The sequence below is a fragment of the Nocardioides sp. J9 genome (assembly GCF_007829375.1).
Taxonomy (GTDB): domain Bacteria; phylum Actinomycetota; class Actinomycetes; order Propionibacteriales; family Nocardioidaceae; genus Nocardioides.
The window spans coordinates 1-14,163 of the sequence record NZ_VLJQ01000001.1 but is presented as its reverse complement, the minus strand read 5'-3'; the positions used below and the strand labels follow the sequence as shown (position 1 = coordinate 14,163).

The following is a 14,163-nucleotide window of genomic DNA, read 5'->3' as shown; positions in this document are numbered from 1 at the left end:
CGCCGGTACGCCGGCGGCGGGCGCCCCGGCCGCGGTGTCCGTCCGGAGCCTCGCCCGCTGCGGGCCGGAGGGCAGCAGGTAGCCTGAGGCGGTCATGACGCACGGTCCGACCCCCCAGCAGATCCGCCGCGCACTCGCCCGAGCCGAGCGCGGCGCCGCCCTCGACCCCGCTGAGGCCGAGGCCCTGCTGGCCGCGACCGGCGAGGAGCTCGACCGGCTGACGGCGGCCGCCGCCCGGGTGCGGGACGCCGGCCTGGTCGCCGCCGGGCGCCCCGGAGTCGTGACCTACTCGCCCAAGGTGTTCATCCCGGTCACCAAGCTGTGCCGCGACCGGTGCCACTACTGCACCTTCGTGGAGACGCCGTCGCAGGCCGCGCGTGAGGGCCGGGCGCCGTACCTCTCCCCCGACGAGATCCTCGAGATCGCCCGGCAGGGGGCCGAGCTCGGCTGCCTCGAGGCGCTGTTCACCCTCGGCGACCGGCCGGAGGACCGCTGGCCCGAGGCGCAGGCGTGGCTCGACGAGCAGGGCTACGACTCGACCCTGGCCTACATCCGCGCGATGGCGGTCCGGGTGCTCGAGGAGACCGGCCTGCTGCCGCACCTCAACCCCGGCGTCATGTCGTGGGAGGAGCTCAACCGGCTCAAGCCGGTGTCCCCGTCGATGGGGATGATGCTCGAGACCACCTCGCGCCGGCTCTTCGAGACCAGGGGGCTGGCCCACTTCGGCTCCCCCGACAAGGACCCCGAGGTCCGGCTGCGGGTGCTCGAGGACGCCGGACGCCACGGCATCCCCTTCACCACCGGACTGCTCGTCGGCATCGGCGAGACGCTCACCGAGCGCGCCGAGACGATCTTCGCGCTGCGCGCCAACGCCCGTGCCTACGGCGCGGTGCAGGAGGTGATCGTCCAGAACTTCCGGGCCAAGCCCGACACCGCGATGCGCCACGTGGACGACCTCGGCCTGGCGGAGTACCGCGCCGCGATCGCCGTCACCCGCCTCGTGCTCGGCCCGAAGGCGCGCATCCAGGCGCCCCCCAACCTGGTCGACCTCGAGGAGTGCCGCGCGCTGCTCGACGCCGGCATCGACGACTGGGGCGGCGTCTCCCCGCTGACGCCGGACCACGTCAACCCGGAGCGCCCGTGGCCCTCCCTCGACCGGCTCCACTCGATCACCGCGACCTGCGGCTTCGACCTGCGCGCCCGGCTCACCGTGCACCCCGAGTACGTCGTCGGCTCGCTCGTGCGCGGCGAGGCGTGGATCGACCCGCGCCTGCACGCCCACGTCGCCGCGCTCGCCGACCTCGACGGCGACATGCCCGGCCTGGCGCGCGAGGGCGTCCGCCCCGCCGGCCTGCCGTGGCAGGAGCCGGACGTCGTCCTCGAGTCCGCCGGCCGCACCGACCTGTTCGCCGCCGTCGACGCCGAGGGCCGCACCGACGACCGCCGCAGCGACTTCGCCTCCGTCTACGGCGACTGGGACGCCGTACGCGAGGCCGCGCAGGGCACCGGTGCCCCTGCGGTGCTGCACGCCGAGGGCGGGGACGCGCTCCGGGCCGCCGAGGCCGACCCCGCCAACCTCTCCGACGAGCACGCGCTGACCCTGATGACCGCCGAGGGCGACCTGCTCCGGCAGGTGGTCCGGCTCGCCGACGACCTGCGCAAGCAGGTGGTGGGCGACGACGTCACCTACGTGGTCAACCGGAACATCAACTTCACCAACGTCTGCTACGTCGGTTGCCGCTTCTGCGCCTTCGCGCAGCGCCGCACCGACGCCGACGCCTACTCGCTGTCCTACGACGAGGTCGCCGACCGCGCCCAGGAGGCGTGGGACCTCGGCGCGACCGAGGTGTGCATGCAGGGCGGCATCGACCCCGAGCTGCCCGCGTCGGCGTACTTCGACATCGCCGCGGCGGTGAAGAAGCGCGTGCCGGACATGCACGTCCACGCGTTCTCGCCGATGGAGGTCGTCAACGGCACCGCCCGCACCGGCCTGTCGATCGAGGACTTCCTGATCAAGGCCCGCGAGTCCGGGCTCGGCTCGCTGCCCGGCACCGCCGCGGAGATCCTCGACGACGAGGTCCGCTGGGTGCTCACGAAGGGCAAGCTGCCCGCCAGCACCTGGATCGAGATCGTCAGCACCGCACACCGCATCGGCCTGCCGACGACGTCGACGATGATGTACGGCCACGTCGACAACCCGCGGCACTGGGTCGGCCACCTCAACGTGCTCAAGCGGGTCCAGGACACCGCCCGCGAGAACGGCTCCACCGGGTTCACCGAGTTCGTGCCGCTGCCGTTCGTGCACACCTCCGCCCCGATCTACCTCGCCGGCGTCGCCCGCCCCGGGCCGAGCCTGCGCGACAACCTCGCCGTGCACGCGATGGCCCGGATCATGCTGCACGGGCGCGTCGACAACATCCAGACCAGCTGGGTGAAGCTCGGCGTCGAGGGCACCCGCGCCATGCTCGAGGCGGGCGCCAACGACCTCGGCGGCACGCTGATGGAGGAGACCATCTCGCGCATGGCCGGCTCCGAGCACGGCTCCGCGAAGACGGTCGATGAGCTGGTCGAGATCGGCGCCGGGATCGACCGCCCGGTCCGCGAGCGCACCACGCTGTACGGCGTACCGACCCGCGCCTGAGCCTCTGCGCTCCCTCTCCCTGTCGTCCGCCGGTGGGGCGGGTGGGTCGCACGGCCCGCGCGTCCCGCATGTAACACGCTGATCGCGGCTCTGGCAGCCCGGTTCCGTCGCCCCGGCCATGTAACACGTTGGTCGCGGCTCTGGCAGCCCGATCCCGTCGCCCGGCCATGTAACACGCTGGTCGCGGCTCTGGCAGCCCGGGGACCGCGGCGTACCCCTGCTGGGTGGGGCGGGAACAGACGTGAACGGGCTGCCAGGTGGGCGGACAACGTGTGACAGCGGTGGTCGGGCGCGGACAGCGGCGAACCACGTGTTGCAGCGGCCGACCGGCCCGCAGAGCCGCGAACCACGTGTTACATGGCGCTGCCCGCCCGCCAGCCCCGCCCGCCCGCCAGCCCCGCCCGCCCGCCGGCGCCGACGAGCCGCCACCCGCCGGCGAAGGGGTACCCGGGACGCCGTCCCGGAATTTTTCCCTCGCCCCTCTTTACGTGACGGGCGTCACTTCATATGTTGTTCCAAACAACATATGGCCCGACTCGTATGGTGTGCGACCCTCGCTCGCCCGGGCCCGGATCGCTAGGAGGCGGTTGGATGTTGAAGCGCAGGAACGCTGCGGTGATGGCAGTGGCGGGACTGGGCCTCGCCCTCTCCCTGGCCGCGTGCGGTGACGACGACAGCGCCGGTGGCTCGGACGCCGGTGACGGCGGCTCGGTCGGCAAGATCGGCGTGATCCTCCCCGACACCGAGTCCTCGGTCCGGTGGGAGTCGGCGGACCGCCCGGCCCTCGAGGCCGCCTTCGACGAGGCGGGCGTCGAGTACGACATCAAGAACGCCGAGGGCGACGCCGACAACATGACCAAGATCGCCGACGGCATGATCGCCGACGGCGTCACGGTGCTGGCGATCGTCAACCTCGACTCGGAGTCCGGGGCGGCCATCCAGGAGAAGGCCGCGTCCCAGGGCGTCCGCACGATCGACTACGACCGGCTCACGCTCGGTGGTACGGCGGACTACTACGTCTCGTTCGACAACACCAAGGTCGGCGAGCTCCAGGGCCAGGGCCTGGCCGACTGCCTGGGCGAGAAGCCGGCGAACATCATCTACCTCAACGGCTCGCCCACCGACAACAACGCCACCCTGTTCGCGGAGGGCGCCCACTCGGTGCTCGACGGCATCTCGTCGTACAAGAAGGTCGGCGAGCAGGCCGTCCCGGACTGGGACAACGACGAGGCGGTCACGATCTTCGAGCAGCTCTACACCAAGGCCGACGGCAAGGTCGACGGCGTGCTCGCGGCCAACGACGGCCTCGCCGGCTCGGCGATCTCGATCCTGGAGAAGAACGGCGTCGCGGGCGAGGTCCCGGTCACGGGCCAGGACGCCACGGTCGAGGGTCTGCAGAACATCCTCGCCGGCACTCAGTGCATGACGGTCTACAAGTCGGCCAAGCTCGAGGCCGGTGCCCTCGCGGACGTCGCGATCGCGCTCGCCAAGGGCGAGGACGCCGAGACCACCGGCACCACGACGGACTCCTCCGACAACAGCGAGGTGCCGAGCATCCTGCTCGACCCGCAGCCGATCACCAAGGACACCGTCAAGGACGTCATCGACGACGGCGGCCAGAAGAAGGAGGACGTGTGCAGCGGGGAGTTCGAGAAGCTCTGCGCTGACGCCGGCATCTCCTGACCCACCCGCTCCTCGTCGCAGGAGCACCCGGGGCGTCCGGGCCCGACCGGCCCGGACGCCCCCTCCCGCACCGACGGACGCGCCCCGTCCGCGCGTCCCGCGCCACCCGCGGCGCACCGAACCGCCACCCCTGGAGGAAGGCATGACCGAACCGCTGCTCGAGCTGCGCGGTGTCAACAAGAGCTTCGGCGTCGTCCACGTGCTCCACGACGTCGACTTCGCCGTCTACCCGGGGCAGGTGACCGCCCTCGTCGGCGACAACGGCGCCGGCAAGTCCACCCTGGTCAAGGTGATCGCCGGCATCTACGGCCGCGACAGTGGCGACTACCTCTTCGAGGGCAAGCCGGCGAACGTGCACGGCCCGCGTGACGTCGCCGGGCTCGGCATCGAGGTCGTCTACCAGGACCTCGCGCTGTGCGACAACCTCGACATCGTCCAGAACATGTTCCTCGGGCGCGAGCTGCGCCGCTGGCCCGTGCTCGACGAGGCGCAGATGGAGGCCAAGGCCCGCGAGACGCTCGCGTCGCTGTCGGTGCGCACCGTGAAGTCGGTGCGGCAGCCGGTCGCCAGCCTCTCCGGCGGGCAGCGGCAGACCGTCGCGATCGCCAAGGCCGTGCTCTGGAACTCCAAGATCGTGCTCCTCGACGAGCCGACCGCCGCGCTCGGCGTCGCCCAGACCCGTCAGGTGCTCGACCTGGTACGACGCCTCGCCGACCGCGGCCTGGGCGTCGTCCTCATCTCGCACAACATGACCGACGTCTTCGAGGTCGCCGACCGGATCACCGCGCTCTACCTCGGCCGGGTCGCCGCCGACGTACCGGCCTCGGAGGTGTCCCACCGCGAGGTCGTCGAGCTGATCACCGCGGGCCGCAGCGAGAGCCACGGCATCGCCGAGTCGCCCACGTCGGCCACGATCTGAGGTACCCGATGACCACCGAGACCCCTGAGACCCGTCCCGCCTCGGCGACCTACGCCGACGCCGACTTCGCCCAGGACAGCCACCGCGCCGGCACGTTGCGCGAGGCGGCCCGCGACTACCTCAACCGCGTCCGCGGCGGCGACATGGGCTCGCTGCCCGCGCTGCTCGGCCTGCTGGTGCTCTTCGTCATCTTCGGGCTGACGACCGACAGCTTCTTCACCAACCTCAACCTCGCCAACCTCACCGTGCAGGCCGCGCCCATCTGCGTGCTCGCGATGGCGCTCGTGCCGGTGCTGCTCATCGGCGAGATCGACCTGTCCGCCGGCGTCGCCAGCGGCACGGGCGCCGCGATCACCGCGCTGGCGATCGTCGACCACGGCCAGCCGTGGCCGGTCGCGGTGGTGGCCGGCATCGCCTGCGGTGCGGTCATCGGCCTCGCCATCGGCGCGATGGTCGCCCGGCTCGGCATCCCGTCGTTCGTGGTGACCCTGTCGTTCTTCCTCGCCCTGCAGGGCGTGATGCTGCGGCTCATCGGCCAGGGCGGTTCGGTGCGCTTCAACCACGAGGTGCTGCGCGGCCTCGCGATCAAGAACGTCCCGGTGACGCTCGGCTGGATCTGCGCGGTCGCGATCGTCGCCGCCTACGCCGCGCTCGCACTGTTCACCTACCGCCGCCAGGTCGCCCGCGACCTCGCCCGCCCGCCGTTCGGGCTGGTGGTGCTGCGCATCGCGGTGCTGGCCGTCGTCGTGCTCGGCCTGACGGCGTACTTCAACGTCAACCGCAGCCGCAACCCGTTCTTCCCGATCGAGGGCGTGCCCTACATGGTGCCCGTCGTCGTGGTGATCCTGCTGCTGATGACCTTCCTGCTCTCGCGCACCGCCTTCGGCCGGCACCTCTACGCCGTGGGCGGCAACCGCGAGGCGGCCCGCCGCGCGGGCATCAACGTGCTCTACATGCGGATCATGGCGTTCGTGCTGTGCTCGTCCCTCGCGGCGGTGGCCGGCATCCTGCAGGCGGCGTACTCCGGCAAGGTCTCGCCGGGCTCCGGCGGCGGCAACGTCCTGCTGTACGCCGTCGGCGCAGCCGTCATCGGCGGCACCGTGCTGGCGACGGTCGACAACGGCCTGCCGCTGCTCATCGACAAGAGCTACGCCAACTACCTGGTGACCGGCGGCGTGCTGCTGCTCGCGGCCANCGGCAAGGTCTCGCCGGGCTCCGGCGGCGGCAACGTCGGGCGGGGACGCGCCATCGACGGCGTGATCGGCGGCGTCGTGCTGGCGACGGTCGACAACGGCCTGCCGCTGCTCATCGACAAGAGCTACGCCAACTACCTGGTGACCGGCGGCGTGCTGCTGCTCGCGGCCAGCGTCGACGCCATCTCGCGCCGTCGGCGGTCGGCGACAGGGGTCTAGCGGTGCACGGCGAGGGGTGGTGCGGCGTGCACGGAAGGGATCGCTAGCGTGGCTGGTGTGCGGACGGGGACGGGGACCAACCAGGAAGCCGTCCGCCGACACAACCTCGGGACCCTGCTGCGCCACGTCCACGACTCGGGCGAGGTCTCGCGCGCCGAGCTCACCGGTCGGATGGGGCTGAACCGGTCGACGATCGCGGCCCTGGTCACCGAGCTGGAGACGCTCGGCCTGATCGAGCACGCCTCCCCCGCCGCCGGCCGTCGCAGCGCCGGCCGCCCCTCGGCCGGGGTCCGGATCCGTGAGGACGGTCCGTACGTCGTCGCGGTCGACCTCGGCGTCGACCACGCGGTCGTCGCCCGGGTCGGCCTCGGCGGCCGGATCTGGCACCGGGCGGCCGCGCCGATCCCGCCGGACCCCGAGGCGTGGCTGGCCGGTTCGACGATCGCCACCCTGGTCCGCCAGGTGGTGTCGCTGTCCCCCGCCGACGCGCCGCTGCTCGGGATCGGCATCGCGGTGCCCGGCCTGGTCCGGCGCAGCGACGGCCTCATCCGGCACGCCCCGAACCTCGGGTGGCACGACGTGTCCTTCGGCTCGATCGTGCTCGCGGCCCTCGCCCTCGACGTCCCCATCGCGCTCGGCAACGACGCCGACCTCGGCGCGCTCGCCGAGCACCGCCGCGGTGCGGCGGTGGGCATCGACGACCTGGTCTACCTCTCCGGCAACGTCGGCGTCGGTGCCGGCGTCATCATCGGCGGCAACCGGCTCGAGGGCGTGGCCGGGTACGCCGGCGAGGTCGGCCACCTCCACCACGACCCCCGCGGCGGTCCGTGCCACTGCGGCTCGCGCGGCTGCTGGGAGACGGTCGTCGGCGCCCCGGCGATCGCCGAGGCGCTGCGCTGCCCGGCCGACCAGGTGGCCCGGCTAGGCGAGATCCTGGACGCGATGACCACCGCTCCCCGCGAGCTGCGCCCGATCGCCGCCGACCTCGGCCGCGGCCTCGGGGCCGTGGTCAACATCTTCAACCCCAGCGTGGTGATCCTCGGCGGCTACTTCCTGCCGCTCTTCCGGCTCTGCCGCAGCGAGGTCACCGCCGGCCTCGGCGAGCGGGCGCTGGTGCCCGCCCGCGAGTCGGTGCGCCTGTGCCTGCCCGGCCTGGGCAACGACTCCGTCCTCCTCGGCGCCGCGGAGATGGCGATGGAGCCGGTCTTCGTCGACCCGGTCGCCAGCCTCGCCGATGCGATCACCGACGCCCCCGCCCGCCTCGCCGGCTAGCGGAGCCGGGTCCGGGAACGCCCGACTGCGCCACCACGGCCCGCCCGCAAGGCCCGGAGGTTTCGAGGCTCCYCGCTGGCGCTCGTCGCACCTCAACCACCGGGAGCGGGGTGCAACAAGCCAGGGCTTGCCGCCAGATCTGCTGTGCCCTCCACCGGAGCCAACCGCGTGCGCGGCAGCGCGGCGCCCGCGCCGAAGGCGCGTCGAGGGCAAGTGCGGGCCGAGCCTGCGAGGCCTGCGCGCGTCCCTCGACAGGCGACGCGCTCGCGCCATGAGAACAGCGAGGCTCCTCGCTGGCGCTCGTCGCACCTCAACCACCGGGAATGACGCTCAGGCTCCCAACAGGTCAGAGGTTCCGGAAAGCACGTCCTCGAGGGCGCGCTCGGCGGCGCCGGTGGCGGCGGAGCCGGTGCCGAGCTCGCCGAGGCGGAGGTCGGGGGTGCCGAGGGCGCTGGAGGCGAGGGTGGCAGCCAGCTCGTCGGCGGCGGGGGCGAGGACGAGGTCGCCGAGCGGGGCGAAGTAGCCGCCGAGCACGATGGCGCCGGGGTCGACGACGCCGGTGACGATGGCCAGGCCCCGGCCCAGCCAGCGGCCGACCACGGCGACGCCCTCGCGGACGTCGGCGGAGGACTCCGCAGCACGGGCGACGGCGGCCGCCGTCTCCTGCGGGGTGCCGACCTCCTCCATGCCGACGGCGGAGAGGAGGGCGTGCAGGCCGACGGAGGCCTCCCAGCAGCCGGTGCGACCGCAGCCGCAGCGGGCGGCGGGGTCGCCGACGGGCAGGTGGCCGACCTCCCCGGCGAAGCCGCGGGCACCGCGCAGCAGGCGGCGGTCGTCGACGATGCCGGCACCGATGCCGACGGTGCCGGTGAGGTAGAGCAGGTGCCCCGCCCCGCGCCCGGCGCCGTGGTGGAGCTCGGCCAGCGCGGAGCAGTCGGCGTCGTTGGTGACCCGGGTGCGCCCGGACCAGCCGAGGGCCTGGTCGACGGCGTCGGCGACGGCGGTGCCGGTCGCGCTGAGGTTGGGCATCCACACCGCGGTGCGGTCGTCGCCGTCGACGAGACCGGGCACGGCGACGGTCGCGCCGACGGGCTCCAGCCCGGCTCCGGCGAGGTCGGCGGCCAGCTGGCGGGCGACCTCGGCGAGCGCCGCGACCACACCGTCGGCCGACACCGGCCGGGTGACCTCGCGGCGCACGGTGCCGGCGAGGTCGAGGGCCACGGCGGCGACGTACTCCACGTTGACCTCGAGGCCGAGGCCGACCGGGCGGCCGCCGGCGAGGGTGAGCAGCTGGCCCGGCCGACCGCGCTCGCCGCTGCGCACCTGCTCGAGCTCGCGCACCACGCCGGCCTCCTCGAGGCCCGCGGCGATGGTGCCGACGGTCGCCTTCGCGAGGCCGGTGCGGGCGGCGAGGTCGGCGCGGCTGCCGGGACCGTCCACCCGCAGCGAGCGTACGACGGCAGCGGCGTTGCGCCGACGCAGCGACTCCGCCCCGGCAGGCTCAGCCACGGACACCGTAGAGGTGCTCGAGGGCCAGCTGGTCGAGCTTCTCCATGGCCACCTCGCGGCGGGCGAGCGCGTCGACCGCGTCGGCGTCGGGGAGCTCCCAGTCCAGCAGCTCGCGCCACCCCTCCCCCTCGGCCAGGGTCGGGCGGGCGAGCCCGGGCAGCTCCGCCTCGGCGAGCGCGGCCTGCACCTCCGGGTCGGCCCGGAAGGCGGTGACCTTCTCGCGCAGGATCAGGTAGTTGTCGATGCAGGCCCGGGCCGAGGCCCACACGCCGGCCTCGGTCTCGGCGCGCACCGGCTTGTAGTCGAAGTGCACGGGTCCGTCGTACCCGCCTGCGAGCAGCGTGTCGACCACCCAGAACGCTCCGCGGACGTTGCCGGCGCCGAAGCGCAGGTCCTGGTCGTAGCGGGGGCCGTTCTGCCCGTTGAGGTCGATGTGGAAGAGCTTGCCGTGCCACAGCGCCTGGGCGTAGCCGGCGGCGGCGTTGAGGCCGGCCATCTCCTCGTGGCCGACCTCGGGGTTGAGGCCGACGAGGTCGGGGCGGTCGAGGGTCTCGATGAACGCGAGCGCGTGACCGATGGTGGGGAGCAGGAGGTCGCCGCGGGGCTCGTTGGGCTTCGGCTCGATGGCGAAGCGGAGGTCGTAGCCCTGGTCGGTGACGTACTCACCGAGGAGGTTGAACGCCTCCTGGTAGCGGTCGAGCGCGGCGGGGACGTCCTTGGCCGCGCCGTACTCCGCACCTTCGCGCCCGCCCCAGCAGACGTAGACCTTCGCGCCGAGCTCGGCGGCGAGGTCGAGGTTGCGCATCACCTTGCGGAGCGCGAGGCGGCGCACGTCGCGGTTGTTGGACGTGAAGGCCCCGTCCTTGAAGACCGGCTGGGTGAACAGGTCGGTGGTCGCGGTGGTCACGACGAGGCCGGTGTCGGCGAGCCCCTGGCGGAAGCGGTCGATGATCGCCTGCCGCGTGGCGTCGTCGGACCCGAACGGGACCAGGTCGTCGTCGTGGAAGTTCACGCCGTAGGCGCCGACCGCGGCGAGCTGCTCGAGGGCGTGGACGGGGTCCATCGGCTCGCGGGTGGCGAGGCCGAACGGGTCGCGCGCCTGCCAGCCGACGGTCCAGAGCCCGAAGGAAAACTTGTCGGCCGGGGTGGGTGTCGGGCGGGCTGTGCGGGTCATCAGGTCGTCTCCTGGGCGGGGTCGCCGACATCGGTGAGGTGGTTGCGGAGCGCGGCGTAGCGCTCGCGGACGGCGGGCTGCGGGTCGGCGGTGAGCTCGTCGGTCGTGGTCAGCGGCCAGTCCGGCGGCTCGGCGGTGCCGGCGAGCGCCCAGGCTGCCTGGCGGGCGGCCCCGCGGGCGACGTACTCCCCCGGCGCGGGCAGCGCGACCGGGCGGCCGAGGATGGCCGGGGCGAGGGCGCGGACGGCGGGGTTGCGGGTGGCGCCGCCGACCATGAGCACCCGGCGCGGCTCGGCGCCGGTGCGGGCGACGAGGGCGTCGACGGCGTCGGCGAGGGAGCAGAGCAGCGCCTCGACGGCCGCGCGGGCGAGGTCGGCGCGGGTGGTCGCGGGCGTCAGGCCGGTCCACGTGCCGACGGCATCGGGACGGTTCGGGGTCCGCTCGCCGCCGTAGTAGGGCGAGAGGACGACGCCGCCGGCGCCGGGGACGGACGACAGGGCGAGGGCGGCGAGCTCGTCGTGGTCGACGCCGAGCCAGCGCGCCTGGAGGTCGAGGATGCCGGCGGCATTCATCGTGGTGACCATCGGCAGGTAACCGCCGGTGGCGTCGGCGAAGCCGGTGACCGTGCCGGTGCCGTCCGCGACGGGGTCGGGCACGACGGCCGAGGCGACCCCCGACGTACCGATGGAGACCAGGACGTCGCCGGTCACGAGGGGCAGGCCGAGGGCGGCGCCCATGTTGTCGCCGGTGCCCGCGGCGATCGGCTTGCCGTCCCTGGTCTCGCCGGCGGCCAGGCCAGGGGCGACGACGTCGGGCAGGGCGGCGGCGTGACCGAGCGCGGCCTCGAGCAGGTCGTGGCGCCAGGTCGCCGTCCGGGCGTCGAAGTAGCCCGTGCCGGAGGCGTCACCGCGGTCGGTGAACGGGTCCGTGCCGGGTGCTGCGAGGTGTCCCGAGACGTAGTCGTGCGGCAGCAGCACGCGGGCGACCCGGGCGGCGGACTCGGGCTCGTGGTCGCGCAGCCAGCGCAGCTTGGTGCTGGTGAAGGAGGCGACCAGCACGCTGCCGAGGGCGTCGGCGCACGCCTGCGGGCCGCCGAGCTCGGCGATCAGCTGGGTCGCCGCGCCGGCGGAGCGGGTGTCGTTCCACAGCAGCGCGTCGCGCACCGGCGTGCCGTCGTCGGCGAGCACGACCATCCCGTGCTGCTGGCCGGCGACCGCGACCGCGTCGGCCTGCTCGAGCAGGCCGTCCGTGGCGAGCTCGAGGGCGCCCAGCCAGGCGCGCGGGTCGACCTCCGTCCCGGGCGGGTGCGGGGCGGTCTGCTGCGCGACGACGGTGCCGTCGGCGGCGTCGACCAGGACGGCCTTGGTGGACTGCGTCGAGGAGTCGACGCCGAGGACGAGGGACACGCCCCCATTTAGTACGACACTTGAACTTTAAGTCAAGGCCCTCGTTCCGCTGCCTCCGCGACGCGCTCGCCAGGCCCGGAGCCGGGCCCACCCGCGACGCACGAGCCGCCACGCCAGCCACAGCAGGAGCAGCCCCAGGAGCAGCAGCACGAGCGCGACGGCCGCCGCAGCGACCGGGTGCTCGACGGCGAACCACACGACGGCGAGCACGACCACGTCCTCGCCGAGGCTGACCCCGACGTTGGAGAACGGCTCGGGCGAGGTGTTGACCGCCATCCGGGTGCCGGTCTTGACCGTGTGCGAGACGAGCGCGCTGGTGCCGCCGACCGTGCCACCGACCAGCTCGTCCAGCGCGGCCGAGTCGCCGGCGACGAGGACGCCGAGGACCCCGCCGACGACCGGCCGGATCGCGGTCGAGACGACGTCCCAGGCGGAGTCGACGTACTGGATCTTGTCGGCGACGAACTCGAAGGCGTACAGCGCTGCCGCGACCGCGAGCACCTCCCAGCGACCGAGCACGTCGGGAACGGAGTCGAAGGACCCGACCCGGTCCGCGATGCCCAGCACCAGGACCACGAGGTAGCTGTTGACCCCGCTGGCCCAGCCCGAGGAGAACGCCAGGGCGAGTGATTCCACCGCGCCAGCGTAAGGCCGCAGCAGGTCCGGGTACCGAAGCGCTCATGAGCACCCAGAACGAGCACAACGAGGCCGGGAACGACCAGGAGCACTACGAGGACTACAGCATCGACGCGGAGGACCAGCTGCAGCCCGAGGACACCCTCGTCGGCGACGACGTGGAGGACGAGCTCGACCGCGGCTACTCGCCGCCGGAGAGGTACTCCGCCGCGCAGGGCTACGGCAACACGCCGTGGGAGCAGGCGCACGACCGGCCGCTCGACGACCGCCTCGCCGAGGAGGTGCCCGAGCCCGACCCGCGTGCCGAGGCCGACGTCGACGAGGACGGCGTCCCGCACGACGCGGACGAGGAGGGGGTCGAGGTGGGCGACACCCGTGCCGGCCGCCTGGTCGCCCCGGACGAGGGCGTCCACGACGACGTGGAGAAGGACCTCGTCGCCGAGGACGTGGGCATCGACGGCGCCGCTGCGAGCGCGGAGGAGGCCGCGATGCACGTCGTCGGCGAGGACGAGCTGGGCGCCTCGGACTGACCCGGCCGGACGGCCGCGTGGGCCGGCCCTCGCATCCGCGGACGGACGCCGACCCGTCTAGCGCAACACGACCGGGGTACCAGTGGTCAGGGCCGCGAGGCCCCTGAGAAGGAGGAGGGAAATCGTGGCATTCATCTTGTGGATCCTGGCCGTCATCCTCGTGGTGTCGGGCATCGTCAGCCTGTTCCGCGGCGAGGTCCTGTGGGGGGTCGTCCTGATCATCGTGGGCCTGCTGGTCGGCCCCGGCGGTGTCAGCATCTTCACCTGACCGACCAGACGGCTGCGGCGCTCCCCTCCAGTCCCACAGGGGTGCGCCGCAGCTCTCTTTTTGCCCTGACGTCCCCCTGCACGTCCTCAGCGGCGCACGCCGCCGTAGATCCCGCGGCGCACGATCCAGGCCTGCAGCAGCCGGTCGACCGTCCACGCGGGGAACCGGAACGGGTGCCCGGACGGTGCGAACACCCGCAGCCCGTCGGCCTCGGGGCCGAGCACCGAGCCCCAGCGCCGCCCCGGCGGCCGGTACGACGACAGCGGCTCGCCGCGCAGGTGCGCGAGCACGTTGCGGGCGAGCAGCCGGTCGGCCCGGTTGCGCGCCGACGACCGCAACGGGTCGGTCGCGGCCACGTCGCCGACGGCGAACACCCCGTCCACGCCCGGCACCTCGAGGGTCGGTCGCACCCGGACGAAGCCCTGCTCGTCGAGCAGCGCAGGCGGCAGCCAGTCGGTGTTCGGGCGGACGCTGCCGATGGCCCAGAGCACCGCGTCGGCGTCGACCGGCGCCCGCCCGTTCGTCCACCTCACCGGTCCAGTCGTGATCCGGTCGGCCGTGAAGCCGGCCGGCAGCTCGGCSSGGKGGCGGGGCAGGAGCCGCACCCCGGCCCGGGCCAGGCGACGGCGGGCCACGGACCACACCCGCGGGTGGTGCCGCGGCAACGCCCGCTCCCCCGGGAACGCCAGCGTCACCGCGGTGTCGGGCCAGCG

The 14,163-nt window shown here is 73.7% G+C and carries 12 protein-coding genes; 7 read left to right on the top strand and 5 right to left on the bottom strand.

Translation table 11 applies throughout. The features are described from left to right. The first annotated feature begins 94 nt into the window (after window positions 1-94). The 5 genes from L615_RS00055 to L615_RS00035 all read left to right on the top strand — a co-directional run bounded on the left by L615_RS00055 (window position 95) and on the right by L615_RS00035 (window position 7,927). Window positions 95-2,641 carry a bifunctional FO biosynthesis protein CofGH gene (locus L615_RS00055; protein WP_145723684.1) on the top strand — a complete coding sequence of 849 codons (2,547 nt, stop codon included), beginning with the start codon at window positions 95-97 and terminating at the stop codon, window positions 2,639-2,641. 591 nt (window positions 2,642-3,232) lie between these two features. Continuing rightward, window positions 3,233-4,324 (top strand): sugar ABC transporter substrate-binding protein, encoded by a 1,092-nt coding sequence (locus tag L615_RS00050; RefSeq protein WP_036516312.1) that lies wholly within the window; start codon window positions 3,233-3,235, stop codon window positions 4,322-4,324. A gap of 142 nt (window positions 4,325-4,466) precedes the next feature. Continuing rightward, window positions 4,467-5,243, top strand: coding sequence for an ATP-binding cassette domain-containing protein (locus tag L615_RS00045; RefSeq protein ID WP_145723683.1), 777 nt, complete (start codon window positions 4,467-4,469; stop codon window positions 5,241-5,243). An 8-nt stretch (window positions 5,244-5,251) separates the two neighbouring features. Next, a complete protein-coding gene (locus L615_RS00040; RefSeq protein ID WP_145723682.1) occupies window positions 5,252-6,655 on the top strand; it encodes a sugar ABC transporter permease in 1,404 nt (467 codons plus the stop codon). A gap of 57 nt (window positions 6,656-6,712) precedes the next feature. Next, window positions 6,713-7,927: an ROK family transcriptional regulator gene (locus L615_RS00035; protein WP_145723681.1), complete on the top strand. Its 1,215-nt coding sequence runs from the start codon at window positions 6,713-6,715 to the stop codon at window positions 7,925-7,927. Between the two features lie 330 nt (window positions 7,928-8,257). On the opposite strand, the gene L615_RS00030 is transcribed toward L615_RS00035, so the two are convergent. Genes L615_RS00030 through L615_RS00015 form a run of 4 tightly spaced genes read right to left on the bottom strand, consistent with a single transcriptional unit; the run spans window position 8,258 to window position 12,652 of the window. Then, a complete protein-coding gene (locus L615_RS00030) occupies window positions 8,258-9,436 on the bottom strand; it encodes an ROK family protein (RefSeq protein WP_145723680.1) in 1,179 nt (392 codons plus the stop codon). Then, the gene (xylA, locus tag L615_RS00025) at window positions 9,429-10,610 is read right to left on the bottom strand and encodes a xylose isomerase (RefSeq protein WP_145723679.1); all 1,182 of its coding nucleotides are present in this window, start codon (window positions 10,608-10,610) and stop codon (window positions 9,429-9,431) included. Before xylA ends, L615_RS00030 begins: the two co-directional genes overlap by 8 nt. After that, window positions 10,610-12,016, bottom strand: coding sequence for a xylulokinase (xylB, locus tag L615_RS00020; protein ID WP_145723678.1), 1,407 nt, complete (start codon window positions 12,014-12,016; stop codon window positions 10,610-10,612). The genes xylA and xylB overlap by 1 nt, the downstream gene beginning before the upstream one ends. A 27-nt stretch (window positions 12,017-12,043) precedes the next feature. Further along, a complete protein-coding gene (locus L615_RS00015) occupies window positions 12,044-12,652 on the bottom strand; it encodes a DUF4126 domain-containing protein (RefSeq protein ID WP_145723677.1) in 609 nt (202 codons plus the stop codon). A gap of 44 nt (window positions 12,653-12,696) precedes the next feature. Between L615_RS00015 and L615_RS00010 the strand changes: the two genes are divergently transcribed. Both L615_RS00010 and L615_RS22985 read left to right on the top strand, forming a co-directional pair. After that, window positions 12,697-13,182: a DUF5709 domain-containing protein gene (locus tag L615_RS00010; RefSeq protein ID WP_028653855.1), complete on the top strand. Its 486-nt coding sequence runs from the start codon at window positions 12,697-12,699 to the stop codon at window positions 13,180-13,182. Between the two features lie 124 nt (window positions 13,183-13,306). After that, complete coding sequence (locus L615_RS22985; RefSeq protein ID WP_186449649.1) at window positions 13,307-13,450, top strand: GPGG-motif small membrane protein; 144 nt, start codon at window positions 13,307-13,309, stop codon at window positions 13,448-13,450. Window positions 13,451-13,536: 86 nt separating this feature from the next. Here L615_RS22985 and L615_RS00005 read toward each other — a convergent pair. Then, window positions 13,537-14,163 (bottom strand): FAD-dependent oxidoreductase (locus L615_RS00005; RefSeq protein WP_186449648.1); only part of this gene is annotated, 627 nt, incomplete at its 5' end.